Consider the following 24,935-nt stretch of genomic DNA (forward strand, 5'->3'; position numbering starts at 1 on the left):
TTTGTGTCAGATTTCGATCAGCGTCGAATGAATATGCAGTTCGCCCAGCATGGTCTTGTGCACCGGGCACTTGTCGGCGATTTCCATCAGCCGCTGGCGCTGCTTGCCGGTCAGGTCGCCCGATAGCTCTATCGCGCGGTCAATCACCTGTATCGGCACGCCCTTGTCCTCGCAGTCGACGCAATCTGTGTGATGGTCGCGGCTGTGTTCCAGCTCGATCCGCACGCTATCGAGCGGTATCTTCTTGCGCTCCGCATACATCTGGATGGTCATGCTGGTGCAGGTACCCAGCGCCGCCAGCAGCAGGTCGTAAGGCGTGGGGCCATGGTCGCTTCCGCCAAAGCTTACCGGTTCATCGGCGATGAATTCGTGGCTGGCGGTGCGCACCCACTGGGCGAACTTGCCCCCTGCGGTTGCAACTTCCACGGTACCTGCGAATTCCTCACGCGGCGCCATCGGCAGGTCTGCGAGGTAGGGCGTTGCCCAGGCAGCGATCATGTTGGCCGCATATTCGGCGCTGCCGGGCTCTGTCAGCAGGTGATCGGCGTTATCCAGCGCGACGAAGCTCTTGGGGTGCTTCGCCTTCTCGAAAATCAGCCGGGCGTTATCGATGCCGACGACTTCATCCTGCGGACAGTGCATCACCATCAGCGGCAGGCCAAGATTGGCGATACGCTCTCCCTGCGGCTGGTCGCGGCCCTGTTCCAGGAAAGCCCTGGCGATACGGAACTTGCGGCCCGCCAGGGTCACCTCCGCCTCGCCGTTGTCCTCGATATCGTCGACCGCATCGCCGAAATGCTCGAACACGTGCGAAGCATCGTAGGGCGCGTTGAGGGTCGCCACGCCTCGCGCCTGGGGAACGTGCGCGGCCGCCGCCAGCACCGCCGCTCCGCCCAGCGAATGGCCTACCAGCAGCACGGGAGGCAGGCCGCGGTCGGCCAGCGCCTGCGCGGCACAGGTCAGGTCCTCCACATTGGTGGCAAAGCCCGCGTTGGCGAAATCGCCATCGCTGCCGCCCAGCCCGGTAAAGTCGAACCGCAGCACCGCCAGCCCCTTCGCCGCAAGGGCGGAGGCAACGCGCGTGGCAGCGTGGCTTTGCTTTGTGCAGGTGAAGCAATGGGCGAACAGCGCGGCGGCGCGCGGTTTCGTATAGAGGGGCAATTCCAGCCGCCCGTCCAGCGTCTGCCCGTTCTTGCCGGTGAAAGTGAACTTCTCGGTGGCGATCATGTGCTGCAAACCCTCCTGCGGCGCGGCTTTCCTACACGCACCATGGCACACCAATGCATGGGGCGATGCAACCGTTTCAATCCTTCTTGATGCAGCCGCCAGTCCGCTCGGAATACCCCACCCGCTTTTCTGCTTCAGGACACTGTTCCATGTGTTCCAGGTTAGTTGGATTTCGGTTGCAAATCGCGGGTGGATTGCGCCGCCGCCCCTTGCCCATCGCGCTGGCAATCGCCATAGGCTGCGGCGAAACCGACGAGTTCTCGAAAGGCCCGATCCATGAAAGTCCGCATCCATGTCAGCCTGAAGCCCGGCGTGCTCGATCCGCAGGGCCGCGCCGTGCACCACGCGCTTGAGGGACTGGGCTACAAGGGCGTGGAAGATGTGCGCATCGGTCGCCTTGTCGAGATGGACGTGGCCGACGACACGACGGACGCGGCGCTTGACGAAATGTGCCAGAAGCTGCTCGCCAACATGGTGATCGAGAACTACCGCATCGAGAAGGTCGCCTGATGAAGACCGCAGTCGTCACATTCCCCGGATCGAACTGCGACCGCGACATGTGGGTCGCGCTGCGTGACGTATCGGGCAAGGAGCCGGTGAAGGTCTGGCACGGCGATGCCGACCTGCCGGACGGCCTCGACTTCATCGCCCTGCCCGGCGGCTTTTCCTACGGCGATTACCTGCGTAGTGGCGCCATGGCGGCGAACAGCCCGATCATGCGCTCCGTCGTGACCGCTGCCGAGCGCGGCGTGCCCGTGCTGGGCGTGTGCAACGGCTTCCAGGTGCTGACCGAGGCGCAGTTGCTGCCAGGCGCGCTGATGCGCAACGCGGCGCAGACCTTCATCTGCCGCACTGTTCCCCTGGTGGTCGAAAACGCCACCAGCCTGTTCACCAGCGCCTATTCCAAGGGTGAGACGATCCACATTCCGGTCGCCCATCACGATGGCAACTATTTCGCGGACGACGCGACGCTGGACCGGCTGGAAGGAGAAGGCCGCGTGGCTTTCCGCTACGCCGAGAACTGCAATGGCTCGCGCCGCGACATCGCCGGCGTGCTGAATGCCAAGGGTAATGTGCTCGGCATGATGCCCCACCCGGAACGCGCTATCGAGGACGATCACGGCGGCAGCGATGGCCGACGCTTGTTCGAAAGCGTGATCGGCTCGCTCGTCGGCGCCTAGAATTCGCGGGGTGAGCTTACCTGCAGGGTCAGCCCGCGCCTCACGGACAGGTTCAGACCCGGATCAAGCCGCCCGGCTGTTGCGGCCCTTCACCACCAGTGATCGGGCCTCGATCGCCTTCATCGGGCGGCCAAAGTAAAAACCCTGGATCTTGGTGCAACCCAGTTCGCGGATCAGCGCGGCCTGGTCGGCATCTTCCACGCCCTCTGCAGTGGTGGTCATCTCCAGGCTGCGAGCCATGGCGACGACGGCACGGATGATGGCCAAACTCTCCTGGTTCTCCTGCGAGGCGCCCTGCACGAAGCTCTTGTCCACCTTGATGGTGGAGAAGCGCAGGGTACGCAGGTACCCCAGCGAGGAATAGCCGGTGCCAAAGTCATCCAGCGCCACAGAGCAGCCGAGCGCCATGATCTCTTCCAGCGTCTGCCGGGCGGTGCGGCCATCGCGCAGGAACACGCTTTCGGTGACTTCAACCTCCAGCCGGTGCGGGGCAAGCCCGGTATCGGCCAGGGCGCGCACGACGGTGTTCGCAAACATGGGTTCTAGCAACTGTTCGCCCGACACGTTGACAGCCACCTTGATATCGTCCGGCCAGCGCGTTGCCTCTCGGCAAGCCTCGTGCAGCACCCATTCGCCGATGGGTACGATCAGGCGCGTGTCTTCTGCCAGGGGAATGAACTTCGCCGGGCTTACGAAGCCGTGTTCCTCGCTATTCCAGCGCAGCAGCGCTTCGAAGCTGACAACCGTCTCGCTACGTGCGTTGACGACGGGCTGGAAATTCAGTTCCAGTTCGTTCTGACCTATCGCGCGGCGCAACGAAAGCTCCAGCTTGCGGCGCTCTTCGGCATTGGCATGCAGCGACGGGACGTAGCAGTAATGCGTGTTCCCGCCCTCGTCCTTCGCCCGGTAAAGCGCGAGGTCTGCGTTGCGCATCAGCGTTTCGACAGAATCGCCATCACGCGGCCCCACGGCAGAGCCCACGCTGGCTCCGATGAAAAGGGTGTGGTTGTCGATGGAGTATGGCTGGGAAAGCGTGTCGATGATGGCATTGGCGAGGCGTTCGGTGCGCCCCTTGTCGGTGGCGTCGCGGATTACGACAGCGAATTCGTCGCCTCCCAGACGGCCGCACTGCTCGTTCTCGGTGATGACACCGGCCAGCCGCTTCGAAACTTCCGCCAGCAACTTGTCACCCAGCTGATGCCCCAGCGAATCGTTCACGGCCTTGAACCGGTCGAGGTCGATCATCAGGAACGCACAGCGGGTTTTCCAGTTGTCGGCATAACGCATGGCCTCGCCCAGCGCTTCGGTCAGCATCAGGCGGTTCGGCAGTCCCGTGAGGGTGTCATAGCGGGCGAGATAGGCGATTCTTTCGTCGCGGTCGCGCTGCTCGGTCACGTCGGAGCCGACGCCGCGGAAACCGATGTAGCTGCCGTTGTCGTCGTAAAGCGGTGTGCCCGAAAGCTCCCACCACCTGCGACCCGCATCGAGATGGACCTGCACCAGCACGTTGGAGAAATGCTCGCGCCTCTTCAGCTTGTCGGCCAGTTCGTGCAGGCTTCGCGGAAATTCGCCGCTTTCCCACGAACTGCCGGCGATCAGCTTGATGAAGCTTTCACCCTCGATGTCCCCCGGCGCAGAACCGAAGGCGAAGGCAAAACGCGGCGAAGCAGACCGGATCCGGCGATTGGTATCGACCTGCCAGAGCCAGTCCGATTCCTTTTCCTCGAACTCGCGCAACAGCAGCGAGACAACTTCGTCCTTCTCCGCAACGCCTGCCTCGGCAATCTTGGCCGATAGGTACGTTCGTGCCGAACGCAGGGCACCGGCAACGACCGTCATCGTGTAGACAGCCGCGGCGATGGCGAAGATATAGTCCCCGGCAATGATGAACGAGGCTGCGCCAGCAGCCCCTACCACCAGATCGAACAGGACGGTGGCGACCGGGGCAGAAGCCATCGCGGCGGCACTGCCCGCGATCAGCATCGCGGCAACGGCCCACAGGGCATAATGATCGGCGGGCGAGCCGTGCGGTATGAAGAACAGCAGCGCCGCGACCCAGGGAATGGTACAGCCCCCCACGCCAAGCGCCTGCCGGGTGAATTCGCTCCACTGCACCCCGCGGTTCTCGATATCGATGAAATTCCGGTCGAGCCGGGTGACATTCCAGACCGCAGCGATGACGCTAAGCATCCATATGCCCAGCACCCAGTGAGCGACGGATTCCTTGTACAAGGTAACCGCCAGGATCGCGGCGAGGCCATGAGCGCCAATGCGGATCAGTGAGACCTTGTGGAGTTCGGCGTACTGAAGTGTACGCAGCCGGTTCCAGTCGCCCTCACCAGGGTCGCGAAGGCCAATCACTTGCAGAAAGCTCATCTGCAGGGGAAGGCTTGGTAATCCAGAATGCTTGTCGCTCACACCGCTGCCGTAACCGGCAATAGTTATTGCCGGGTAAAGCCGGCAGTGCCTGAGCGACCAATCGAAAAATTATTCCACCGTCACCGATTTCGCCAGGTTGCGCGGCTGGTCGACATCGGTGCCCTTCGCCACGGCAACATGGTACGCCAGCAACTGCACCGGAACGGCATATACCAGCGGGGCAATCAGCGGATGGACTTTGGGCATTTCGATCACGGCCATGCAATCTTCACCGGCCTGCTCGATGCCCGCCTTGTCGGAAATCAGCACGACCTTGCCGCCGCGCGCCTGGACTTCCTGCATGTTGGAAACGGTCTTTTCGAAAAGCGGGCCTGACGGGGCGAGCACAATGACCGGCACCTTGTCGTCGATAAGCGCGATGGGGCCATGCTTCATCTCGCCGCTGGCATAGCCCTCGGCGTGGATGTAGCTGATTTCCTTGAGTTTCAGCGCGCCTTCCAGCGCCAGCGGAAAATCCGCGCCCCGGCCCAGATAGAGCACGTCGCGCGCAGGCGCGATCAGGTGCGCCATGCTGGCGATTTCCTCGTCGTGGTCGAGGGCCGCGTTCAGGCACGCCGGCGCCTCCAGCAGGTGATCGACAATGATCGCTTCCTCGCGGTGGTTCAGCAGGCCCTTCTTTACCGCGAGATGGGCGGCCAGCGCCGCCAGCACTGCCAGCTGGCAGGTGAAAGCCTTGGTGGAAGCCACGCCGATCTCTGGCCCGGCATGGGTCGGCAGCAGCAGGTCCGCCTCTCGCGCCATGGAACTGGTCGGCACGTTCACCACAGCGGCAATGATCTGGCCCTGGGTGCGACAGTGGCGCAGCGCTGCCAGCGTATCCGCCGTCTCGCCGCTCTGGGAAATGAACAGCGCCAGCCCGCCATCGGGCAGAACCGGCTCGCGATAACGGAACTCGCTTGCAAAATCGATATCGACCGGCACGCGGGCGAACTGCTCGAACCAGTACTTCGCTACCATCCCTGCGTAATAGGACGTGCCGCAGGCAACGATGGTGACGCGGTTGATAGCAGAGATATCGAAGTCGATCTGCGGCAGCGCCACGCGCTGTTCGCCGGGGCGCAGGTAGCTGCGCAGGGTCTGCGCCACCACGGTAGGCTGCTCGAAGATCTCCTTCTGCATGAAGTGGCGGTAATTGCCCTTCTCTATGGCAGCGGCAGAAGCGCCCGAGGTCTTCACCTCGCGCTCCACCACGTTGCCATCCTGATCGCGGATCGTCGCGCTATCGTGGGTGATGGTGACCCAGTCGCCTTCCTCGAGGTAGGCGATCTCCTGCGTAAGCGGAGCCAGCGCCAAAGCGTCTGAGCCGAGAAACATCTCGCCTTCGCCATAGCCCACGACCAGCGGCGAACCGAGGCGCGCACCGATCAGCATGTCGGGATGATCGCGAAAGGCGATGGCCAGTGCGAATGCCCCGCGCAGCCGCGGAAGCACCTCGGCCACCGCATCTTCCGGCGACTTGCCTTCCTCGATCCGGCGAGAGATCAGGTGAACGACAACCTCGGTATCGGTCTGGCTTTCGAATTCGCGCCCGTCGGCGCGCAGCTCGTCCCGCAGTTCCTTGAAATTCTCGATAATGCCGTTGTGGACCAGCGCCACGTGCTCCGTCGCATGGGGGTGCGCGTTCTTTTCAGTCGGCGCGCCGTGCGTGGCCCAGCGCGTGTGCGCAATCCCGGTATCCCCCGATGCCGGGTTGCGCGCCAGTTCGGTTACCAGGTTGTTGAGCTTCCCCTCCGCCCGGCGACGCTTGAGCCGGCCCTCGTCTACGGTGCAGACGCCGGCGCTGTCATAGCCGCGATATTCCATGCGCCGCAGCCCGTCGACAAGACGGGCCGCCACGTCGCGGTGCCCAACGATTCCGATAATGCCGCACATAATTCTACCTCTTGCGCCCTAATGCGGGAAATTCTGATCCACGAACATGTGTGCGAATTGCACCGGTTCGGGCTCGTGTCCGTTCTGTTCGACGAACCTGACGCGGCCTTTTTGCCACGTCTCTGCGATGGCGGACTGCATACCTTCCGGAAACTGCATCCGCTGCGCCACGATGTCCTGCCAACTGCCCGAACCGCCGAAAGTTTCGCGGAAATAGGGCTCTGCCTCGACCAGCCATTTCGCGTTGGCTTCGTCCAGCCTGTCGATCGCGTCGAGGACGTAACTATCGAGCAGTCGCAGGAAAGGCTTGCCCTCGTACCGGTCGCTCACTTGCGGTCGGCTTTCTTCTTTTTCATCGCGTCGTGAAAGCGATCTGCCCAGCCGGGCTTTATCAACTGGTCTGCGCGCACCATGCGCAACTCTCCGTCGGCCACATCGCGGCTGACCGCGCTGCCGGCGGCGACGATGGCGTCGGCACCGATGCTGACAGGCGCGATCAGGGCAGAGTTGGAGCCGATGAAAGCGCGCGGCCCGATGGTGGTCTGGTGCTTGAAATACCCGTCGTAATTGCAGGTAATGGTCCCTGCGCCGATATTGGCGCCCGCCCCCACGCTGGCATCGCCGAGATAGGTGAGGTGATTGGCCTTGGCACCTTCGGCCAGAGTGGCATTCTTGATCTCGACGAAGTTGCCGACCTTGCTGCCCTTCTCCAGCACCGCGCCGGGACGAAGACGGGCGTAGGGGCCGACCTCGACCCCCTCGCCTACCGTCGCCCCCTCTAGGTGGCTGAAGGCGCGGATGGTGGCTCCGCTTGCAACAGAGACGCCCGGCCCGAACACCACATTGGGTTCCACCACCACGTCGGCTGCCAGATGGGTGTCGTAGCTGAAAAACACGGTCTCCGGTGCTCGCAGGGTGACGCCTTCGGCCATCACTTCTTCACGCCGCAGCGCCTGCCACTGCGCCTCGGCAGCAGCGAGTTCCGCACGGCTGTTGATGCCCGAAACCTCGTCCGGCGAATCGCAGGTTATCACGGCGCAGTTGTGGCCGTCGGCAATGGCGATGTTGACGATATCGGGGAGGTAGTATTCTCCCTGTGCGTTCTCGTTCCTCACGCGGTTCAGCAAGGCGAACAGGTCTTCGCTGCGCGCAGCCAGCAGACCGGAATTGCAAAGGCTGCAGGCGCGCTCGTCACCGGTTGCATCCTTGTATTCCACCATCTTCAGTATGCGGCCCTGCTGCGCGATCACGCGGCCATAGCGCAGCGGATCCTCGGGCTCGAACCCCAGCACGACGGCCGCCGGAGCATCGACGGCCCGCAGCCGGTCGACCATCGCGCGCATGGTTTCAGCTTTCACGAACGGCACATCGCCGTACAGGACCAGGACGTCGCCCTCGAACCCGGCGAGAGCTTCCTCGGCCTGCTGCACGGCATGTCCGGTGCCAAGCTGCGGATCCTGCACCGCGAAATCGACGCGGTTTTCCAGCTGCTTCTCGAGCTGCTCGCGCGATTCGCCCACGATCGTGACCAGCTTCTGCGGCTCCAGCGCCCGCACGCTGGCAAGCAGGTGTTCGATCATCGGCCTGCCGGCAACCTGGTGGAGGACCTTGTGCAGGCTGCTGTTCATCCGGGTACCCTTGCCCGCGGCAAGGATGATGGCGGCGATAGGTCTGTCACTCATGGAAGGCGCCATGCCAGCAATTGATTGCAGTTTCCATATCTCTCACCCACATGGCCCCGCGATGAGCAAATTTCCTTTCGATATCGTCCTTTTCGACCTCGACGGAACGCTTGTGGACAGCGCCCGCGACCTGTGCCCTGCGGTAAATCATGCCCTGGGTGTGATCGGTCGCAGCGCCGTGAGCGAGACCGCGACGCGCAACATGATCGGCGGAGGTACCGACATGATGCTGACCCGCGCTCTTGAGGCGACGGGCGGCCTGGTGGACGACGCGACCTACCGGAAACTGACCCAGGCGTTGCTGGAACACTACTGGGCGAACATTGCCAGCAACACGGTTCCCTACGCCGGCTGTCTTGCCGCGCTCGACTTGCTGGCGGCGCGCGGCTGCAAGCTGGCCGTCGTAACCAACAAGAGCGAGAAACCCGCGCGCGAACTGCTCGACGCGCTGGAAATGACGGACCGGTTCGACGCCATCTACGGCGGAGATACGCTGGGTCGCGAGCGGGCAAAGCCCGAACCCGACATCCTGAACGCGGCCATCGCAGACTGCGGCGGCGGGCGCGCGGTCATGATCGGCGATTCCACCTTTGATGTGCGCGCCGCCCGGGCTGCGCAGGTCCCCGTGGTCACCTGCCGCTATGGCTACCACGACGTGCCGGTGGACGAACTGGGCGGCGATGCGATGATCGACCACTTCGATGAACTGGCGGGCGTGCTCGAGGGGCTGTAAATCGTAGGTGTATTGACACTTTAATACAGTAAGCTAGTCTCCCCCTCAATGGGACGAAAAGGGGGAGAGCCCTATGTACAGTGAACAGGACCTGCGCGATGCCGTTGCTGCGGGCGCAATTACGAACGAGGCCGCAACCGCACTGCGCGCGCATGTCGCGGATATCCGGAAGATGCCGGTGACGGACGAAGAGAACTTCCGGCTTATCAATTCCTTCAACGACATCTTCGTCACGATCGCGGCAGTCCTGCTGCTGGTGGCCATGGCCGGAATAGGAACTGCCATCGTACCTGGGCTCGGGGGTCTGCTTGTGGCCGCTGCGGCATGGGGGATGAGCGAGTTCTTCACCCGCCAGCGCCGCATGGCGCTGCCGTCGATCGTGCTGCTGCTGGCTTTCGTCGGCGGCGTCGTGGCCGCCCCGATAGAGATACTCAGCCAAACAGGCCTCGACGAGAACGAGCGTCTCGTCGCAGCCCTTATCGCTGCTAGTTTCGTTGCCGGGGCGATTGCCGCCTGGGTGCACTGGAAGCGGTTCATGGTGCCGATCACCGTCGCTGCCATCTGCGCGACCGCGGCGGCGGCCTTCGTTGCGCTGGCAGTTACGGCAATCGGGCCGACGGCTGTGGATGCCGAGGCGATCGTACTGCCGCTGGTCTTTGCCCTTGGTATCGCCATCTTCGCCTTCGCCATGCGCTGGGACATTTCCGACCGTGCGCGGCAGACCCGGCGCAGCGATGTCGCTTTCTGGCTCCACCTTCTGGCCGCACCGATGATCGCGCATCCGCTGTTCCATTGGCTGGGCATTACCGATGGCGGCGTGGTCGGTCCGGGCGCGGCTGTGCTTGTGCTGGCGGTCTACGTGCTGTTCGGCTTGGTGGCCCTGGCGGTGGACCGGCGTGCGCTGCTCGTCTCGGCGCTGGCCTATGTGCTGTTCGCGCTGGGCGGCCTGTTCGAACAGTATGGCATGGTGGAACTCAGCGTCGCGCTTACCGCTCTGGTGATCGGCACTGCACTGCTGATGCTGTCGGCATTCTGGCCGACGATCCGCGCCGGCGTGGTGGAGAAGCTGCCCGGCAACTGGCAGGATCGCCTGCCCCTGGTCGGACCGCTGGCAGCCGCGGCCTGACGCAGTAATCATCCGTCTTGGGGAGGAGAACGCCTGCAGGCTACAACCTGCGGGCGTTTTCTATTGGTCTACCAGCTTGACCAGTCGCCGTTCGACCGGCGCCAGCACATTGACCAGTTCGTGTCCGCGCTTGAGCACCTGCCCATGCTCGCCGAACAGCGCCCACATGCCTTGCTTCTGGTGCAGCGCAGGGCGCTTTTCCAGTCGCATCTGCGGTACGTCGGCAGTGCGGCGAAAGGCTGCGAAAGTGGCGCAATCGCGGGCAAAGTCCATGGCGTAGTCGCGCCATTCACCGGCTGCGACCATGCGGCCGTAAAGGTCGAGGATGCGCGTCAATTCCTGCCGATCGAAGCAGACCTGCCCCGGCCCGCGCTGGCCGGGAAATGCCACGATGTTCGGCCCTGCGCCCGGTGCCGCCATCAATTCTTGGCCCCGCTCTTGCGCTGGCCGTCACCGGGTTCGCCGGTTTCCTTGCGCAAGGCGTCCATTTCGGCCCGCAGGGCGCGAATTTCCTTCTCCAGCGCCTGCACCCTTTCGGTCGGCGCGGGTTCGCACGGCTCGTCGCATGGCGTTCCATAAGGTATGAATTCGCGCAGCCACGTTTCGGCGGGGACCAGCGTGGAACGGGCCTTCAGACCGATCATCGTCGCCCCTTCGGGTACGTCGTCCGTCACAACGGCATTGGCACCGATGCGTGCGCGTTCGCCCACTGTGATAGGCCCGATCACTTGCGCGCCGGAACCCACGATCACGTTGTCGCGCAGTGTCGGGTGACGCTTGCCGCCCTGTCCGTTGGTGGGATTGGTGCCGCCCAGTGTCACGCACTGGTAGATCGTCACGTTATCGCCGATCTCGGCGGTTTCCCCGATCACGGTGAAGCCATGATCGATGAAGAAATTCCTGCCGATCTTCGCGCCGGGGTGGATGTCTATCCCGGTCATCCAGCGCGACAGGTGGTTCACGATACGGGCGAGGAAATACAGCTTGGCCTCGAACAGCCAGTGTGCGGCTCGGTGCATGCCGAGGGCAAGCACTCCCGGATAAAGCAGGATTTCCCACCGCGAGCGGGCCGCAGGGTCGCGCGCACGGATGGAGTCTAGGTAGGCGACAAGCCGTTCGAACATAGCACTCAGTTTCCCATCAAAACCCGCTCAGATCAAGCGCGGCTCCTCTGGCCCATGCACCGCTTCAAGCGCAGCGCGCCAAATACCGAGCGTAGGTGGGGCCTTTCGCTCCAGAGACAAGCGGTCGATGGTGATAACCAGCTTCTCCAGCTCTTCCTGAGAGCGGGAGGCACGGGGAATGAGGTAGTCCGGCGCGTCGTCCGGCAGCGGCAGGCCGCGCTCCTCCGCCAGCGACAGCAGCAGGTCGCGCGCCATGTCATCGTCCGGCTGGCCGATTTCCAGTTGCAGCGATCCGCCAAGGCGCGATTTCAAATCGGGCAAGGCGATATTCCACGGCGGCTTCCCGCCCACGATCAGCAGGGGCGTAGCTTTCTCCTGCGCACGGTTCCAGCGGTGGAACAGTTCATCTTCGGCCAGGGCCTGGGCATTATCGATCGCCTCCCCCCGCTCGCTGCGTACGAACCACTGCGCCAGCAGCGACTTGCCCGAACGTGGCGGTCCGGTGAGCACGGCGGTGCGATAGGGCCACGTTTCCGGTGCCTGCAGGGCCTCTGCCACATGGGCGTTGGCATCGCCGAGCACGATACGCGCCGGGCCTTTGCCAAGGGCAGCAAGGGGAAGTGCGATCTGGCTCATCCCGAGCCTTCTAGCGCGAAATGCCGAGCGCGTTCTGTCCCTCGTTCACCGCCCAGCCCCGCTGGCGCAGCGCTGCGGCCAAGGCGGAAAGTTCGCCTGCATAGGTCACATCGAATACCGAGGCGCCACCGATCGCGGTCGAGCGCACGGATACACGGCTGACGCCCGGCAGAGCCCGCAGCGCGGAGATGGCACCGTCGAAGTCGGAGGCGGCGGGGGTTGCCACCTGTATACCGTAGCTGGCCGCTGCGACCGCAGTCTCTACCGGCTCCGGCGTGCTCCCTGCATCGGTCGAGCCGCTGGCGCTGCTATCGTTGTCCGCAGCCGCAGCAGCCTGTTCGGCCCGCTCGGCAGCACGGGCTGCGTCCAGCAGTGCGCGCACTTCCGGGCTGATCTCTATGTTGTCGAGGGTCAGCGTGGGATCGGGGCGCAGGGTGCCATCGGCCAGCGCGGCGGCAAAGATCGAATCGAAGCGCGCCACGGCGCGTTCCAGCATCGCGGGAAGTTCTTCGGCACTCGCGGCGCGCATTGTGAACTCGTCCAGATAGCGATCGTCGGGGCCGTAACGCGCGGTAAAGCGCCCCTCCACCGGTCCGCCCGGCCATTCCCACCGCAGGTTGGCTATCGGTACCACCACGTCCGCCGCGCCGAACTGGTCGAGGATATTGTTCCACCATGCCCGGCTGCGGCGTCCGGTCTGGCCGTAGGTGAGAAGCAGCGATTCGCCGCCGGAACCCGAGGGACGAACGTAATCGATAGTGCTGGAGCCGAACTGGTATTCCGCCCAGGCACGCTGCCACGGATTGCGAACCTCGAACATCGTCTGCGTGCCGCCGCTGATCAGCACCGGAAGGGTCAGCATCGGAGCAGAGCGCGTCCGCTCCCCGCCGGCACCCAGAAGCGCGCCCGCGCGTTGCCTGTCGAAGATCACGCCGAGCCGGGCGATGTAGCGCCGCGGGCCGATGTTCTCTTCCTCCACCACGATGGCAGAGACCAGCGACTCGAGCCGCGAATCGGGTATCTCCGGCCCGTCCAGCCGTTCCCACGCGATGCGCTGGGCCTCGCGCCAGCCGTTGGCGCGGGCTTCCTCCGCGTTATCGCCGTGAACGTCCACCTCGATGCCGTCGACTTCGATGTCGCTGCTGCTGGCAACAGGGGCAATTCCGCGCTCTCCGGACACCTGCGCATACAGCGCGGCCGCTGCGAGAAGGGCGAGCACCAGCACGGTCAGCACCGCAATCGCGGTGGGCAGGCGCTCATTTGTGGGGCGAGAAGAGGGAAAAACGATGTTCATGGGGGAATTCGCGGGTCTTTTGCCCAAAGGCGAGTGGAATTCCAAGCGCGAATGCGTATGGCAGGTGCATGAATTCGGACAAGCAATCCTATACCTACGAACAGGCCGGCGTTTCCATCGACGCGGGCAACCGGCTGGTGAAAGCCATCGGACCGATGGTGAAAGCCACGATGCGCCCCGGCGCGGACGGCGAAATCGGCGGTTTCGGCGGTTTCTTCGACCCCAGGGCTGCGGGCTACAAGGACCCGCTGCTAGTTGCCGGAAACGACGGGGTCGGCACCAAGCTGAAGCTGGCGATCGAGACCAACCGGCACGACACCGTCGGCATCGATCTTGTCGCCATGTGCGTGAACGACCTCATCGTGCAGGGCGCGGAACCGTTGTTTTTCCTCGACTACTTCGCCACCGGCAAGCTGGAGAACGGCATTGCCGAACGCGTGATCGCGGGCATTGCGGAAGGCTGCAAGGACGCGGGCTGCGCGCTGATAGGCGGCGAAACGGCAGAGATGCCGGGAATGTACGCCGAAGGGGATTACGACCTCGCGGGCTTCTGCGTCGGGGCGGTGGAGCGCGGCGAGCAGTTGACCGGCGAACGTGTCGCCGCTGGTCACGTGCTGCTGGGGCTGGCCAGCTCGGGTGTCCATTCCAACGGCTTTTCGCTTGTCCGCCGCCTTGCTGCCGACAAGGGCTGGAAGCTGGATCGCCCTGCCCTGTTCGACCAGGATCACCTGCTGATCGACCACCTGATCGCGCCGACCCGCATCTATGTGAAGAGCCTGCTGCCTACGGTCCGCGCGGGCCATGTCGATGCGCTGGCACACATCACCGGCGGCGGCCTGCTGGAGAACCTGCCGCGGGCCCTGCCCCAGGGTGCACGCGCCGTGGTCGACGCAGATAGCTGGGACCAGCCGCGCCTGATGGCTTTCCTGCAGGCGCAGGGAAATATCGAACCGGGCGAAATGGCGCGCACCTTCAATTGCGGCGTGGGCATGGTCCTGGCGGTGACGCCCGACAAGGTGGATACCGTCACCAAGGCTCTTTCCGATGCAGGCGAAACCGTTTTCCGGATCGGCGAGATCGTGGAAGGCCAGCGCGGCTGCACGGTGAAAGGTTCTGCCGGCACGTGGTCGGCCAAGGCCGATTGGGCCGCGGATCACGATGCCTGAACCAAAGGCGAAAATCGCCTGCCTGCTGTCGGGCAACGGCACCACCATGTCGGGGCTGTTGTTCCAGTCGCGCCTGCCGGACTGCCCTTATGAAATCGTGCTGGTCGCCAGCAACAACCCGGACGCGCCCGGCCTGAAGATTGCGGCTGCCGAAGGTATCGCGACCTTCAGCCAAGATCATCGCGGCATGGACCGGAACGAACACGAAAGGATCATGGACGCCGCCTTGCGCGAGTCGGGCGCGGAGTATCTGGCGCTGTGCGGATACATGCGGATCCTTACGGCAGACTTCGTGAACGGCTGGGAAGGCCGGATGGTCAACACCCATCCCAGCCTGCTGCCCAATTACAAGGGTCTGGACACCCACCAGCGCGCGATCGAGGCCGGCGACGCATTCGGCGGCTGCTCGGTGCATGTCGTTACGGCGGAACTCGACGGCGGCCCTTTGCTGGGACAGATGCCGGTGGCAATCCTTCCCGGCGACACGCCGGAAACGCTGGCCCACCGCGTGATCCTCGCCGAATACCAGCTCTACCCGCGCATGGTGGCCGACTATGTCGGGCGGCATTACCGCGCCGACTGGCTGCTGGAGAAAGTGCGCACCCTCGCCCTTGCCCTGCCCGAGACAGAGGAGCGCGAGAGCCATGGCGCGCCGGGTTGGCGCAGCGGCGGCAAGAGCGGCAAGTACTTCGCCCATTTCGCCGACCAGCACCACGGCAGCGACCACGTTGCCGTGCTGGTCAAGACAAGTGGGGCGGATGAACTGGCAGGCCTCGTCGAGACTGCTCCGGACACTTATTTCAAACCTGCCTACTACGGTGCCAGCGGCTGGGTGGGGATCATTCTGAACCAGCCGGGCGTTGATTGGGACCATGTTGCTGAGTGGCTTGAAAGAAGTTGGCGATCCATCGCTCCCGGTCGGCTCACGAAGCTGCACGATGCCGCTGACGAATTCTGACGGATGAACCTTCCCCCACGCCCGCACCCCTGCACCCGTTCTCCCCGCGTGGATCGCGTCAACGGCTGGCTGGAATCGGCGTGGCGCAAGGGGATTAGTGCAAAGCCATCTCTCGACCCCGATAATCTCTGGTCGAAAGCGTTGCGCGATGCGGAGCCTGCGGGCGAGCAGGGGCCACGCAGCCCAGCCGACATGGCCGACTTTCGCCTGCGGCTGGAGATCCTGTGCGAGTCGCTGGAAACCGAGGCCAGGCTCAACCCGCTCGGCCTGACGATGGCCCACGGCCAACTGGTTCGCGCCATCCGCCAGCGACTGGAGCTAGGTACGCTGTGGCAGGCGGAGCCGGAACTGCTCGAGACACCGCTCGCCCCGCCGGTCATCGTTGTCGGGCACATGCGCAGCGGAACCACCCGCATCCACCGGTTGCTGGCGTCAGATCCTGCGCTCTCGTCCACGCGGTTCTGCGATAGCTGGCACCCCCTGCCACGCACCCCCGACACCCGCCCTGTCTGGTCGGCCCTCTCATTAATGTTCGCCCGTGTGCTGGACCCCTGGCTGGACGCGATCCACCCGTTCGGCGTGACGCGCGCGGACGAAGAACTGGGGTGGCTCGCCACCGCGCTGGATCATTCTTCCTACGAAGCGCAGTGGCGCATTCCTTCCTACACAGCCTTCAGCGAGGCGCGCGATCCTGCGCCGCTCTATCGCGAGTTCGCCAACATCCTGCGCACCGATGCCAGCTGGCACGGCAATGCCAACCAGTCGCGCGTGCTGAAGGTGCCGCAGTTTGCCGAGGACCTGCCCGCCCTGCTGGCCCAGTTTCCTGAAGCCCGCGTAGTGCGAACAAGGCGCTGCCCCAGCGACACGGCAGCCAGCGCCGCTTCGCTCGTTGCCAACCAGATGGCGATCCAGTCGGACCACGTCGATTTCGACTGGATAGAAAGCGAAGCCGAGCGCAAGATTGCCCTGCGTCAGCAACGCATGGACAGCGCGCTCGCCAGTTTCGCAGGCCCCCTCGCCGTCGTGGATTTCGAAGCTCTCAATACCAATTGGGAAGACGAAATCGGGCGCGTCTATGGCTTGCTCGGCATGGAACTGTCGGCTCAGGCCCTTGCCGCCATGCGCAGCGAACAGGGCCGCGCCAAGACTTCGGCGCACCGTGAGCACGCGGCGCAGTTGCGCAAGTTCTCGGAAACCGCGGCCTAAACCGCGCCTCGGCTTATTTCAGGTCGGAGCGTGCGACTTTACCCGAGTCTTGCGGCACATATGCCTGCTCCGGCATCAGGATGCGGGCCAGCGGCAAGGCATCCTCTCCGAAACTCTGCCAGTAGGATAACTTTCCGTCGCGGACCCTGGCCTGCCATAACCTGTCGCTCGCAAGCTGGGGGTTGCTGGCTTTCGCCCGTCCACGCACCAGGACTTCGTCGCCGCGCAGCACAATATCTTCTTGTTCGATGTGGAATTCGGAGTCGAATTCGAAAAACGCCCGGGTAGACGCCAGCCCATTGTCGCGCCCTTCGATCCATCCGCCCGCGCTGTCCACCAACCGGCAATCATCCGCCAGCAGGTCTGCGATGATCCGCGCATCGCGCGCGTTCAGGGCAGCAATGTATTGCTGCACGACTGCTTCGGGCCGATGTTTCCGGAATTCGAATATTTGCAGTCTCCCCAAGTCGTCAAACCGAGAGCCAAAGACGAACGATGGCACGCCTCTGTCTGCACAAGCATAGCATGAACAACCGATTCGGCTCTAATCGGGAGCATTCGGAGACAGCGCGCCGAATTCGCGCGCCGAGAAGCAATCAGCTTTCATCCTTCATCAGAAGCAGGATCAGCGAGGGTGTAAGGCGGTTGCTATACATCTGCCATTCGATGATCTTTCCGCCCTCGACCTTCGCCCTCCACTGGCTGGCACCGCGCAATTCCGCCGTGCTTGTCTTCGATCGGCCGGAAATGAGGATATCGTTGCCACGCTCGGCAATCGCGCCGATTTCTATCTGCAGGTCCGGGGCAGTCGCCAGCAGGCGATGAAACAGTTCCAGGCACTTGTCCGCGCTCTGCAGTTCCCTGCCGGAACTGTCGATGAAGCGAACGTCGTCCGCCAGGTAATTCTTGATTTGCGCAAAATCGCGGCCATTCATCGCCTCGACAAAGGCCCTTGCCGTCTGCAACCGCGATTTCGTCAGCCAGGAAAACACGGACACCCCCCGCGATCTTGCCGTCAGGCACGCCAATCGCCGGGAAAACCGTCTTGAAAAAAACAATCCCCCTGCGACCGGTGGGAAACATACCACCAGTCGAGGGGGATTGGAACGCCGTTCTAAAGTACGGGGTGCGGGCGATCAGCCGACGATTTCGTCCTCGTCGAAGAAGAAGGCGATTTCGGTCTTGGCGTTTTCTTCGCTGTCCGACCCGTGGACAGAGTTTGCCTCTATGCTTTCGGCATAGGTCTTGCGGATTGTGCCTTCATCGGCATCGGCAGGGTTGGTGGCGCCCATTACCTTGCGGTTGCGGGCCACGGCGTCTTCGCCTTCCAGCACCTGCACCACGACCGGGCCGCTGATCATGAAATCGACCAGCTCACCGAAGAAAGGGCGTTCCTTGTGCACGGCGTAGAAGCCTTCGGCCTGCTCGCGGGTCATCTGGATGCGCTTGGATGCAACGACGCGAAGGCCAGCATCTTCCAGCATCTTGGTAACCGCGCCGGTCAGGTTGCGGCGCGTTGCGTCAGGCTTGATGATCGAGAAAGTGCGGGTAGCCGCCATGGAAAGTTCCTTTGCGAAGAATTGTTCTGTTGTTGTGAATTCGCGCGCGCACTAGCGCCCCCGCCTGCGCAGGGCAAGACGGCTTGCGTGCAGTGCAATTCGTGAAGCGTCGAATTGGGCGCCGTCAGTTCAGGCTTTGCCCCACCACCAGTTGTCCTGTCGTGCCACTGGAAGATGGCGAGGCATTGAAGCTGAACGTGCCCCCGCTCTCGCTCTCACCGCCGATCATCATGGTGCCGTTGGCGTTCATTTCCATCTGGATCTGCACTCCAGCCGCCTCCGCCTGCTGGCGGTAGAACCGGACCATCTCTGCCGGAGAGGCATCGCTTTCCATGATGACGAGCGCGCCCTGCCCGTCCCCCTGGTTCATGCTGGTGGTCTGAACGACGCTCGCACCGGGATATAGCGAATAGCCGGCGGGCAGGTCGCTGGCGGCGCCGCTGCCCGAATTGATCACCATTTCCTCGCCATTGTCGCCGGAAATGCGGATCTGCGTATCGCCATTGTCGCTATCGACGCTGTAGTCGACGGATTCTCCGTCCGCTGTCTCGACCGTGGCTTCGTCGGCGCCGCCGCACGAAGAAAGCAGCAGGGCCGCTGCGGAGAGGGTAAGTAGTGTGCGCATGATTTCCCCCGTTTCAAACCCGGCGACTGTCCGCCCGGCAGGCGCGAAGGTCAAGGCCCCTCGACCCAGCGCCCGGCCTGCTGTTTCCAGAACTTTCGCTCCATCCCCTCGCGGTCCTGCAGTGCCTTCCACGTCTGGCGTGCCCCGGCGATGGTATCCTGATCGAACAGGTAGAGCACGCGGCTGAAAGCCTCTCCCGGCTCGCGCCACCGGCCATCGGCGATCAGCAGGAAGCGGGCACCGTTGGCGGGCGCGATGTCATCCGAAAGCAGGATGGGCTGTACAGCGTCGTGCTCGTCGCCCGCGATGCCATTGGCGAGGAATGCCTCGGGCTGCGCGTCCCACAGCGTCTGGCTGATCTCTTCCAGCAGCGCGAGGTCGTCTGCCACCACTAGCAGCCGCTCGTCCGCCTGCCGCACCTTGCTGGCGAGCAGGGCGACCGCGGCGGGCACGGGGTCGCTGGAAAGCAGGTAGAAATCCACTCTCATGCCGAGGTCTGCCCCCTGGAGCGCTTGCAGCGTTCGGAACAGTAGAGCACGTTGTCCCAGTCCCGCTCCCACTTCTTGCGCCAGGTGAACGGCAGGCCACAGGCGGCGCAAATCTTCGACGGAAGGTCGGATTTGCGCCGCATCTTCGGCATTGGTCTTGCTCAGCCTTTGACGGTGTTGCGGATGAAGCGGTCGAGCAGGCGCACGCCGTAGCCGGTCGCTCCCTTGTCCCACGTCGCACCGGGTTTGTCGGCCCAGACCATGCCGGCAACGTCCAGGTGCGCCCAGGGCGTATCGTTCTCGATAAAGCGGCCCAGGAACTGCGCCGCGGTGATGGATCCGGCATAGCGTCCGCCGATGTTCTTCATGTCGGCAATCGGGCTGTCGAGCAGCTTGTCGTATTCCGGCGCGAGCGGGAAGCGCCACAGCTTGTCGCCGGACTGCTTGCCTGCGTGCAGCAGGTCGTCCGCCAGATCGTCGTTGTTGGAGAAAACGCCCGCATGCTCCATGCCAAGGGCTACCAGCATTGCGCCGGTCAGCGTGGCAAGGTCGACGATGCGCGCCGGTTTGAACTCCTTTTGCACCCAGGTCAGCGCGTCGCACAACACCAGGCGGCCTTCGGCATCGGTGTTGAGCACTTCGATGGTCTGGCCGGACATGGAGGTAATGACGTCGCCCGGACGCATCGCCTTGCCATCGGGCATGTTCTCGACGAGGCCGCAAACGCCAATGACGTTCGCCTTGGCCTCGCGCAGAGCCAGCGCCAGCATCGCGCCGGCCACGGCGCCCGCGCCGCCCATGTCCCACTTCATGTCTTCCATGCCGGGTCCGGGCTTCAGCGAGATACCGCCGGTGTCGAACGTCACGCCCTTGCCCACGAAGGCGATTGGCGCCTCGTCCTTCGCGCCGCCCATCCACTTGATGGCGAGCAGGCGGGACGGGCGTGCCGAGCCAAGACCAACGCCCAGCAGCGCGCCCATGCCGAGCTTTTCCATCTCGGCATCGTCGAGCACGACCAGTTCGGCACCCGTACCCTCGAAGCGTTTGGCGCAGCGTTCCACGAAGCTTTCGGGGTAGATGATGTTGGCAGGCTCCGCCACCAGTTCGCGGGTGAATTCGACGCCGGTGGCCACGGCTTGGGCGTCTTCCCATTCGGCCTTTGCGCCATCGGGCGCACCGATCACAACGACCTTGGTCAGCGTGCGCTTCTGTTCGTCGCGCAGCTTGGTGCGATAGTGATCCCAGCGCCACGAGCGAAGGCGGGCGCCCATCAGCACAGCGGCAGTTTCCGAAGCATCGAGCCCGCTGGATGCGGCATCGAGGGCAATCTCGGTTTCACCGCTGGTGAGGTATTTCGCCGCCAGGGCAGCGCCTGCCTTTTCCAGTGACGCGTGGCGGCTTTCGGTGTCCTTCTTGCCCGAGCCCGCCAGCGCGAGTCGCACCAGTTTTCCGCTTTCATCCGCGAACCCGTCGAATACCTGGCCCGCCTTGCCGGTAAAACGGGTGGCCTTGGCCCCCTCGGCGATGGTCAGGGGAAGGTCGCCGGGCAGCTTGTCCTGCTCCACGATGCGGGCGACGATGCGCGGGCTGCCGGTTTCGGGTGAGTCGCGAAATTCGATATCCATAGATCGGGGGCTCCTGTCGGAAATTCGGGTTTTGCGCTGCGCAGAGGGGCAGCGCGTCAAAGCTGGCGTTGCGATTACGTGCGCGTGGTGCAATAGGCAAGCCATGCTCCCCGGCCTGCTTCCCGCGTTGCCTGACTGTCCGCTCCGCGTGTCGCTTGTCGGCGCAGCGGCAGCGCTGGCGTTGTATGCCCCTGCCCCTGCCCTGGCGCAGGAGGGGGCCGCCCCTGGCGCAGAGACGGCGATAGAGCCCGTGCAGACACCCGAACCGGGCGATGACGAGGAACAGGGCTTCCCCCTGATCGACGATTCGATTCTCTCCGCGCAGGACGCGGACGGCAATCCGCGCGAAATTGCATTCGAAGCGAACGAGCTGCGGTACGACCAGAACACCGATACCATCACCGCAGCCGGCAACGTGGTGCTGCGCTCGGGCGACCAGTCGGTGCGCGCTGACGCCGTCACCTGGAATCGCATGACCGGGGAGATTGTCGCCACCGGTTCGATCCGGCTGGTGGACGAAAACGGCAACCAGCTGTTCACCGACCGCCTGGTGCTGACTGATGAGCTGGAAGCGGGCGCGATGGACAACCTGCTGCTCGCCTTCAGGCAGGGCGGCAGGCTGGCGGCACAGCAGGCCGCACGGGCCGACAACGGCGATATCGAACTGACGCGCGCGGTCTATTCCAGTTGCGCCGTTACCGATGCCGACGGCTGCGACAAGAGCCCCAGCTGGCGGGTGACGGCCGAACGGGTCTATTACGACCAGGATACCGCCCGCATCCGTTTCCGCGACGCCTACCTCGAACTTTTCGGCGCGCGCGTGCTGCCCCTGCCCGGCCTCACCGTCAGTGCGGATGGCAGCGCCAGCTCGGGCTTTTTTATTCCCGACATCGGGCTGACCGCATCGAACGGCGTGGAGATTACCGACAGCTATTACTGGCGCCTGGCCGACAATCGCGACCTGACGCTATCGGGATACATCTACACCGAAGCGGCGCCGATGATCTCGGGCCAGTATCGCCACCTGACCGGCAACGGTGCATTCCAGGTCACCGCCTACGCCACATACGGTTCGCGCATTCCGCTCAATGCCGTGCAGGCCTCCAGCGAAAAGGACGTGCGCGGTTACTTCTTCACCAATGGCCGCTTCCAGCTTGGCGACCACTGGACCGCGCAAGGCTCCATCCGTTACGCCAGCGACCGCACCTTCCTGCGCCGCTATGACATCAGCCGGGAAGACCGCATCCGGTCGGTAGTGGAACTGCGCAGGCAGGACGAGAATTCCTACGTGTCCATCGCCGGATGGGCCACGCAGGCACTGCTGGTCAGCACCGATCAGGGCCAGGTGCCGCTCGCGCTGCCACTGGTCGATGCGCGCTACCGCCTCGAAGACCCTCTGCTGGGCGGACAGGTGGAGCTGCAGGCAAACACGCTCGCCATCACCCGCGCGGAGGGGCAGGATACACAGCGGGCCTTTGCGCGTGCCCGCTGGGACCTGCGCCGCATCACGGCAATGGGGCAGGAGGTTACCCTCACCGGTCTGGTGCGCGGCGACATCTACCATTCCACCGACAACCTGCTGACATCGGTCGATCTTTATCGCGGTGAGGCGGGCTGGCAGGCGCGCGGCGTCGCCACGGCGGCGCTTGACGTGAAGTGGCCGCTGATCGGGGACTTCATGGGCGGATCGCAGATCCTCACCCCCCGCGTGCAGTTCGTGGCCTCCCCCTCGATCCGCAATCTGGAAATTCCCAACGAGGACGCGCGCGCCATCGACCTGGAGGATTCCAACCTCTTCGCCCTCAACCGCTTCCCCGGATACGACCGAGTCGAAGACGGCGTGCGGATGACCTACGGCGTCGACTGGCAGGTCAATCTGCCCGGATGGCGCTTCAAGACCAACATCGGCCAGTCGTACCGGTTGAACGATGCCTTCGACCTGTTTCCGGACGGCACCGGCCTGAACGAACAGTGGTCCGACTTCGTGGGCCGCACCGAGGTGCGCTATCAGGATTTCCTGAAATTCACCCACCGCTTCCGGCTCGACAAGGATAATTTCGCCGTGCGGCGGAACGAGATTGACGCGACCGTGGGCAGCGACCGCACCTATATCGAAGTGGGTTACCTGCAGCTCAACCGCGACATCGATTTCCGGCTGGAGGATTTGCAGGACCGCGAGGAAATCCGCCTCGCAGGCCGGGTGGCCTTTGCCCGCCACTGGTCCGTGTTCGGCTCAGCCGTCGTCAATCTGACCGACCGTATCGAAGACCCGACCCTCGTGGCCGACGGCTTCGAACCGCTGCGCACGCGGCTGGGCATTGCCTATGCCGACGACTGCCTGGAGTTCGGTTTCACCTGGCGGCGCGATTACATCCAGCTGGCCGACGCGCAATCGGGCAGCAGCTTCCGCCTCTATTTCAACCTGCGCAACATCGGCTTCAACTAGGCGCCTGCCGCGCCCACCCCCGGCAGCCTCGATCGGGTTTTGCCCCGCTTTTGACCGGGGTCATTGGCAGGCTCCCATCATTTGGCTAGGGAGTGGCGGCTCAGCTAGGGTTAAGCCGGCAATGGTCATTGGCCCATCCTGCACATGGGTACCTTCGCCAGAAGGGCCTGCATACAAGACAAGGTAACGATTGATCGTGTTTGCGACAAAACTGCTGAAATATTCCGCTGCCGCCATCACCGGCGCGCTGCTTGCCACCGGTGCCCATGCCCAGGGCGTGCAAGTTGCCGGCTCCGATGCGTTCAACCTGCCTGACGATATTTCCTTCGTGGTAGAACCGCAGGATCCCAATGTCCGGCGCGCAACGGCCCGCGTGAACGGCAACATCATCACCGGCACCGACGTGGATCACCGCGTCGCCCTGATCCTTTCCGCGCAGGACCAGGAATTTCCCGCCGAGGAAATCCAGCGCCTGCGCCTGCAGGTGCTGCGCAACCTGATCGACGAAACGCTGCAGGTCCAGGAAGCCGCGGCGCAGGACATGCAGGTTACGCAGGAACAGGTCGATGCCGCTTATGAACGATTCGCTCGCGAAGCGCGCGGCATGAGCACGGAAGAACTGGATGCCTATCTCACCTCGATCGGTTCCTCCCCCCGCTCGATCAAGCGACAGATCCAGGGCGAACTGGCGTGGGATAACCTTCTGCGTCGCAATGTGCAGCCCTTCGTCAATGTCTCCGAAGGTGAGGTCAACGAACTGGTGGAACGCCTGAACGCGTCACGCGGGTCGACCGAATACCGGCTTGGCGAGATTTTCCTGTCGGCCAACAGCGCCAACCGCGAGCAGGTGCGCACCAACGCCAACCAGATCATCGAACAGCTTCGCGCTGGCGGCAGCTTCGTCGCCTATGCCCGCCAGTACTCGCAGGCCTCCAGCGCCATTGTCGGCGGTGACCTTGGCTGGATCCGTCTTGAACAGTTGCAGCAGCCCACGCTGGAAGCCGCAGCGCAGCAGATGACACCGGGCCAGTTGGTCGGTCCGCTGGAAATTCCCGGCGGCTATTCCATCCTGCTGCTGATCGACCAGCGCCAGATTGGCATGGCGGACCCGCGCGATGCCGTGCTCAGCCTGAAGCAGATCAGCATCAACTTCCCCGCTGGCACCCCGCAGGCCGAGGCGGAAGAGCGCGGCTCTGCCTTCATCGAAGCCGTCGGCAACATGAACGGCTGCGGCGACGCGAATCTTCGTGCCGCTGCCATCGGCGCCCAGACGGTGGATAACGACCAGATCACCGTGCGCCAGTTGCCCGAGGCGCTGCAGCAGATCGTGCTGCAACTGAACCTGGGCGAGACCACCCCGCCGTTCGGCGACCTGACCGAAGGCATTCGTGTGCTGATGCTGTGTGGCCGTGACGATCCGCAGGAAGCGCAGGGTCCCAGCACCGACCAGATCATGGCCCAGTTGGAAGACGAACGCGTCAACCGCCGCGCCCAGCGTTACCTGCGCGACCTTCGCCGCGATGCGGTGATCGAATACAACTGATCCGC

Annotated in this window: 26 protein-coding genes; 9 read left to right on the forward strand and 17 right to left on the reverse strand. The window is 63.9% G+C overall.

Features of this window, described 5'->3' with window-relative positions; all coding sequences use genetic code 11:
- Positions 1–6: 6 nt before the first annotated feature.
- Both D2V07_RS04815 and D2V07_RS18530 read right to left on the reverse strand, forming a co-directional pair.
- Entirely contained in the window at positions 7–1,227 is a 1,221-nt protein-coding gene (locus tag D2V07_RS04815; RefSeq protein ID WP_119585310.1) for a bifunctional alpha/beta hydrolase/OsmC family protein, read from the reverse strand.
- 76 nt (positions 1,228–1,303) lie between these two features.
- On the reverse strand, positions 1,304–1,462 hold the full coding sequence (locus tag D2V07_RS18530) for a hypothetical protein (protein ID WP_158586767.1): 159 nt from the start codon (positions 1,460–1,462) through the stop codon (positions 1,304–1,306).
- A 41-nt stretch (positions 1,463–1,503) separates the two neighbouring features.
- Here D2V07_RS18530 and purS point away from each other — a divergent pair, with 41 nt between their 5' ends.
- Positions 1,504–1,737, forward strand: a complete 234-nt coding sequence (gene purS / locus D2V07_RS04820; protein ID WP_119585312.1) for a phosphoribosylformylglycinamidine synthase subunit PurS — start codon at positions 1,504–1,506, stop codon at positions 1,735–1,737.
- Positions 1,737–2,408 carry a phosphoribosylformylglycinamidine synthase subunit PurQ gene (purQ, locus tag D2V07_RS04825; protein ID WP_119585314.1) on the forward strand — a complete coding sequence of 224 codons (672 nt, stop codon included), beginning with the start codon at positions 1,737–1,739 and terminating at the stop codon, positions 2,406–2,408. The genes purS and purQ overlap by 1 nt, the downstream gene beginning before the upstream one ends.
- Positions 2,409–2,471: 63 nt before the next feature.
- On the opposite strand, the gene D2V07_RS04830 is transcribed toward purQ, so the two are convergent.
- The 4 genes from D2V07_RS04830 to glmU all read right to left on the reverse strand — a co-directional run bounded on the left by D2V07_RS04830 (position 2,472) and on the right by glmU (position 8,401).
- A complete protein-coding gene (locus D2V07_RS04830; protein WP_119585316.1) occupies positions 2,472–4,784 on the reverse strand; it encodes a putative bifunctional diguanylate cyclase/phosphodiesterase in 2,313 nt (770 codons plus the stop codon).
- Positions 4,785–4,895: 111 nt separating this feature from the next.
- A complete protein-coding gene (gene glmS, locus D2V07_RS04835) occupies positions 4,896–6,719 on the reverse strand; it encodes a glutamine--fructose-6-phosphate transaminase (isomerizing) (protein ID WP_119585318.1) in 1,824 nt (607 codons plus the stop codon).
- Positions 6,720–6,737: 18 nt separating this feature from the next.
- Positions 6,738–7,049 carry a hypothetical protein gene (locus tag D2V07_RS04840; protein WP_119585320.1) on the reverse strand — a complete coding sequence of 104 codons (312 nt, stop codon included), beginning with the start codon at positions 7,047–7,049 and terminating at the stop codon, positions 6,738–6,740.
- Positions 7,046–8,401 carry a bifunctional UDP-N-acetylglucosamine diphosphorylase/glucosamine-1-phosphate N-acetyltransferase GlmU gene (gene glmU / locus D2V07_RS04845; RefSeq protein WP_119585322.1) on the reverse strand — a complete coding sequence of 452 codons (1,356 nt, stop codon included), beginning with the start codon at positions 8,399–8,401 and terminating at the stop codon, positions 7,046–7,048. Before glmU ends, D2V07_RS04840 begins: the two co-directional genes overlap by 4 nt.
- A 61-nt stretch (positions 8,402–8,462) precedes the next feature.
- Here glmU and D2V07_RS04850 point away from each other — a divergent pair, with 61 nt between their 5' ends.
- Positions 8,463–9,134, forward strand: coding sequence for an HAD-IA family hydrolase (locus D2V07_RS04850; protein ID WP_119585324.1), 672 nt, complete (start codon positions 8,463–8,465; stop codon positions 9,132–9,134).
- Between the two features lie 73 nt (positions 9,135–9,207).
- Positions 9,208–10,260 (forward strand): hypothetical protein, encoded by a 1,053-nt coding sequence (locus tag D2V07_RS04855; protein ID WP_119585326.1) that lies wholly within the window; start codon positions 9,208–9,210, stop codon positions 10,258–10,260.
- 60 nt (positions 10,261–10,320) lie between these two features.
- Here the strand turns inward: D2V07_RS04855 and D2V07_RS04860 are convergent, their stop codons facing one another.
- From D2V07_RS04860 to D2V07_RS04875, 4 genes are read right to left on the reverse strand one after another with little or no spacing between them, the layout of a single operon-like run.
- Positions 10,321–10,680, reverse strand: coding sequence for a DUF2794 domain-containing protein (locus D2V07_RS04860; protein WP_119585328.1), 360 nt, complete (start codon positions 10,678–10,680; stop codon positions 10,321–10,323).
- Positions 10,680–11,384, reverse strand: coding sequence for a serine O-acetyltransferase EpsC (gene epsC, locus D2V07_RS04865; RefSeq protein WP_119585330.1), 705 nt, complete (start codon positions 11,382–11,384; stop codon positions 10,680–10,682). Before epsC ends, D2V07_RS04860 begins: the two co-directional genes overlap by 1 nt.
- Positions 11,385–11,411: 27 nt before the next feature.
- Positions 11,412–12,020, reverse strand: a complete 609-nt coding sequence (locus tag D2V07_RS04870) for an HdaA/DnaA family protein (protein WP_119585332.1) — start codon at positions 12,018–12,020, stop codon at positions 11,412–11,414.
- A 10-nt stretch (positions 12,021–12,030) separates the two neighbouring features.
- Positions 12,031–13,314, reverse strand: a complete 1,284-nt coding sequence (locus D2V07_RS04875) for a heavy-metal-associated domain-containing protein (RefSeq protein WP_119585334.1) — start codon at positions 13,312–13,314, stop codon at positions 12,031–12,033.
- 68 nt (positions 13,315–13,382) lie between these two features.
- Between D2V07_RS04875 and purM the strand changes: the two genes are divergently transcribed.
- From purM to D2V07_RS04890, 3 genes are read left to right on the forward strand one after another with little or no spacing between them, the layout of a single operon-like run.
- On the forward strand, positions 13,383–14,480 hold the full coding sequence (gene purM, locus D2V07_RS04880; RefSeq protein ID WP_119585336.1) for a phosphoribosylformylglycinamidine cyclo-ligase: 1,098 nt from the start codon (positions 13,383–13,385) through the stop codon (positions 14,478–14,480).
- Entirely contained in the window at positions 14,473–15,438 is a 966-nt protein-coding gene (gene purN / locus D2V07_RS04885) for a phosphoribosylglycinamide formyltransferase (protein ID WP_119585338.1), read from the forward strand. Before purM ends, purN begins: the two co-directional genes overlap by 8 nt.
- A 3-nt stretch (positions 15,439–15,441) precedes the next feature.
- The gene (locus tag D2V07_RS04890) at positions 15,442–16,644 is read left to right on the forward strand and encodes a sulfotransferase family protein (RefSeq protein WP_119585340.1); all 1,203 of its coding nucleotides are present in this window, start codon (positions 15,442–15,444) and stop codon (positions 16,642–16,644) included.
- A 13-nt stretch (positions 16,645–16,657) separates the two neighbouring features.
- Here D2V07_RS04890 and D2V07_RS04895 read toward each other — a convergent pair whose 3' ends face one another.
- The 7 genes from D2V07_RS04895 to D2V07_RS04925 all read right to left on the reverse strand — a co-directional run bounded on the left by D2V07_RS04895 (position 16,658) and on the right by D2V07_RS04925 (position 20,941).
- Positions 16,658–17,059 carry a nuclear transport factor 2 family protein gene (locus D2V07_RS04895; protein ID WP_158586768.1) on the reverse strand — a complete coding sequence of 134 codons (402 nt, stop codon included), beginning with the start codon at positions 17,057–17,059 and terminating at the stop codon, positions 16,658–16,660.
- 181 nt (positions 17,060–17,240) lie between these two features.
- Positions 17,241–17,642: a nuclear transport factor 2 family protein gene (locus D2V07_RS04900; RefSeq protein WP_147366908.1), complete on the reverse strand. Its 402-nt coding sequence runs from the start codon at positions 17,640–17,642 to the stop codon at positions 17,241–17,243.
- Between the two features lie 138 nt (positions 17,643–17,780).
- Positions 17,781–18,203, reverse strand: a complete 423-nt coding sequence (ndk, locus tag D2V07_RS04905) for a nucleoside-diphosphate kinase (RefSeq protein WP_119585346.1) — start codon at positions 18,201–18,203, stop codon at positions 17,781–17,783.
- 124 nt (positions 18,204–18,327) lie between these two features.
- A complete protein-coding gene (locus tag D2V07_RS04910) occupies positions 18,328–18,828 on the reverse strand; it encodes a hypothetical protein (protein ID WP_119585348.1) in 501 nt (166 codons plus the stop codon).
- A 50-nt stretch (positions 18,829–18,878) separates the two neighbouring features.
- Positions 18,879–19,316: a DNA polymerase III subunit chi gene (locus D2V07_RS04915; protein WP_119585350.1), complete on the reverse strand. Its 438-nt coding sequence runs from the start codon at positions 19,314–19,316 to the stop codon at positions 18,879–18,881.
- On the reverse strand, positions 19,313–19,468 hold the full coding sequence (locus tag D2V07_RS04920; protein WP_119585352.1) for a DUF2256 domain-containing protein: 156 nt from the start codon (positions 19,466–19,468) through the stop codon (positions 19,313–19,315). The genes D2V07_RS04915 and D2V07_RS04920 overlap by 4 nt, the downstream gene beginning before the upstream one ends.
- 9 nt (positions 19,469–19,477) lie before the next feature.
- Positions 19,478–20,941: a leucyl aminopeptidase gene (locus D2V07_RS04925; protein ID WP_119585354.1), complete on the reverse strand. Its 1,464-nt coding sequence runs from the start codon at positions 20,939–20,941 to the stop codon at positions 19,478–19,480.
- 103 nt (positions 20,942–21,044) lie between these two features.
- Here D2V07_RS04925 and D2V07_RS04930 point away from each other — a divergent pair, with 103 nt between their 5' ends.
- Together D2V07_RS04930 and D2V07_RS04935 are read left to right on the forward strand one after the other, a co-directional pair.
- A complete protein-coding gene (locus tag D2V07_RS04930) occupies positions 21,045–23,387 on the forward strand; it encodes an LPS-assembly protein LptD (protein WP_119585356.1) in 2,343 nt (780 codons plus the stop codon).
- Between the two features lie 196 nt (positions 23,388–23,583).
- Positions 23,584–24,930 carry a peptidylprolyl isomerase gene (locus D2V07_RS04935; protein ID WP_233548246.1) on the forward strand — a complete coding sequence of 449 codons (1,347 nt, stop codon included), beginning with the start codon at positions 23,584–23,586 and terminating at the stop codon, positions 24,928–24,930.
- Positions 24,931–24,935 lie beyond the last annotated feature (5 nt).

The organism is Aurantiacibacter zhengii (genome assembly GCF_003584125.1).
GTDB classification, from domain to species: Bacteria; Pseudomonadota; Alphaproteobacteria; order Sphingomonadales; family Sphingomonadaceae; genus Alteraurantiacibacter; species Alteraurantiacibacter zhengii.

Coding starts and splice junctions, on each gene's coding strand:
- D2V07_RS04815 (WP_119585310.1), bottom strand. CDS start 1,227: ATGATCGCCACCGAGAAGTTCACTTTCACCGGCAAGAACGGGCAGACG.
- D2V07_RS18530 (WP_158586767.1), bottom strand. CDS start 1,462: ATGGCGATTGCCAGCGCGATGGGCAAGGGGCGGCGGCGCAATCCACCC.
- purS (WP_119585312.1), top strand. CDS start 1,504: ATGAAAGTCCGCATCCATGTCAGCCTGAAGCCCGGCGTGCTCGATCCG.
- purQ (WP_119585314.1), top strand. CDS start 1,737: ATGAAGACCGCAGTCGTCACATTCCCCGGATCGAACTGCGACCGCGAC.
- D2V07_RS04830 (WP_119585316.1), bottom strand. CDS start 4,784: ATGAGCTTTCTGCAAGTGATTGGCCTTCGCGACCCTGGTGAGGGCGAC.
- glmS (WP_119585318.1), bottom strand. CDS start 6,719: ATGTGCGGCATTATCGGAATCGTTGGGCACCGCGACGTGGCGGCCCGT.
- glmU (WP_119585322.1), bottom strand. CDS start 8,401: ATGAGTGACAGACCTATCGCCGCCATCATCCTTGCCGCGGGCAAGGGT.
- D2V07_RS04850 (WP_119585324.1), top strand. CDS start 8,463: ATGAGCAAATTTCCTTTCGATATCGTCCTTTTCGACCTCGACGGAACG.
- D2V07_RS04855 (WP_119585326.1), top strand. CDS start 9,208: ATGTACAGTGAACAGGACCTGCGCGATGCCGTTGCTGCGGGCGCAATT.
- D2V07_RS04860 (WP_119585328.1), bottom strand. CDS start 10,680: ATGGCGGCACCGGGCGCAGGGCCGAACATCGTGGCATTTCCCGGCCAG.
- epsC (WP_119585330.1), bottom strand. CDS start 11,384: ATGTTCGAACGGCTTGTCGCCTACCTAGACTCCATCCGTGCGCGCGAC.
- D2V07_RS04870 (WP_119585332.1), bottom strand. CDS start 12,020: ATGAGCCAGATCGCACTTCCCCTTGCTGCCCTTGGCAAAGGCCCGGCG.
- D2V07_RS04875 (WP_119585334.1), bottom strand. CDS start 13,314: ATGAACATCGTTTTTCCCTCTTCTCGCCCCACAAATGAGCGCCTGCCC.
- purM (WP_119585336.1), top strand. CDS start 13,383: ATGAATTCGGACAAGCAATCCTATACCTACGAACAGGCCGGCGTTTCC.
- purN (WP_119585338.1), top strand. CDS start 14,473: ATGCCTGAACCAAAGGCGAAAATCGCCTGCCTGCTGTCGGGCAACGGC.
- D2V07_RS04890 (WP_119585340.1), top strand. CDS start 15,442: ATGAACCTTCCCCCACGCCCGCACCCCTGCACCCGTTCTCCCCGCGTG.
- ndk (WP_119585346.1), bottom strand. CDS start 18,203: ATGGCGGCTACCCGCACTTTCTCGATCATCAAGCCTGACGCAACGCGC.
- D2V07_RS04910 (WP_119585348.1), bottom strand. CDS start 18,828: ATGCGCACACTACTTACCCTCTCCGCAGCGGCCCTGCTGCTTTCTTCG.
- D2V07_RS04915 (WP_119585350.1), bottom strand. CDS start 19,316: ATGAGAGTGGATTTCTACCTGCTTTCCAGCGACCCCGTGCCCGCCGCG.
- D2V07_RS04920 (WP_119585352.1), bottom strand. CDS start 19,468: ATGCCGAAGATGCGGCGCAAATCCGACCTTCCGTCGAAGATTTGCGCC.
- D2V07_RS04925 (WP_119585354.1), bottom strand. CDS start 20,941: ATGGATATCGAATTTCGCGACTCACCCGAAACCGGCAGCCCGCGCATC.
- D2V07_RS04930 (WP_119585356.1), top strand. CDS start 21,045: ATGCTCCCCGGCCTGCTTCCCGCGTTGCCTGACTGTCCGCTCCGCGTG.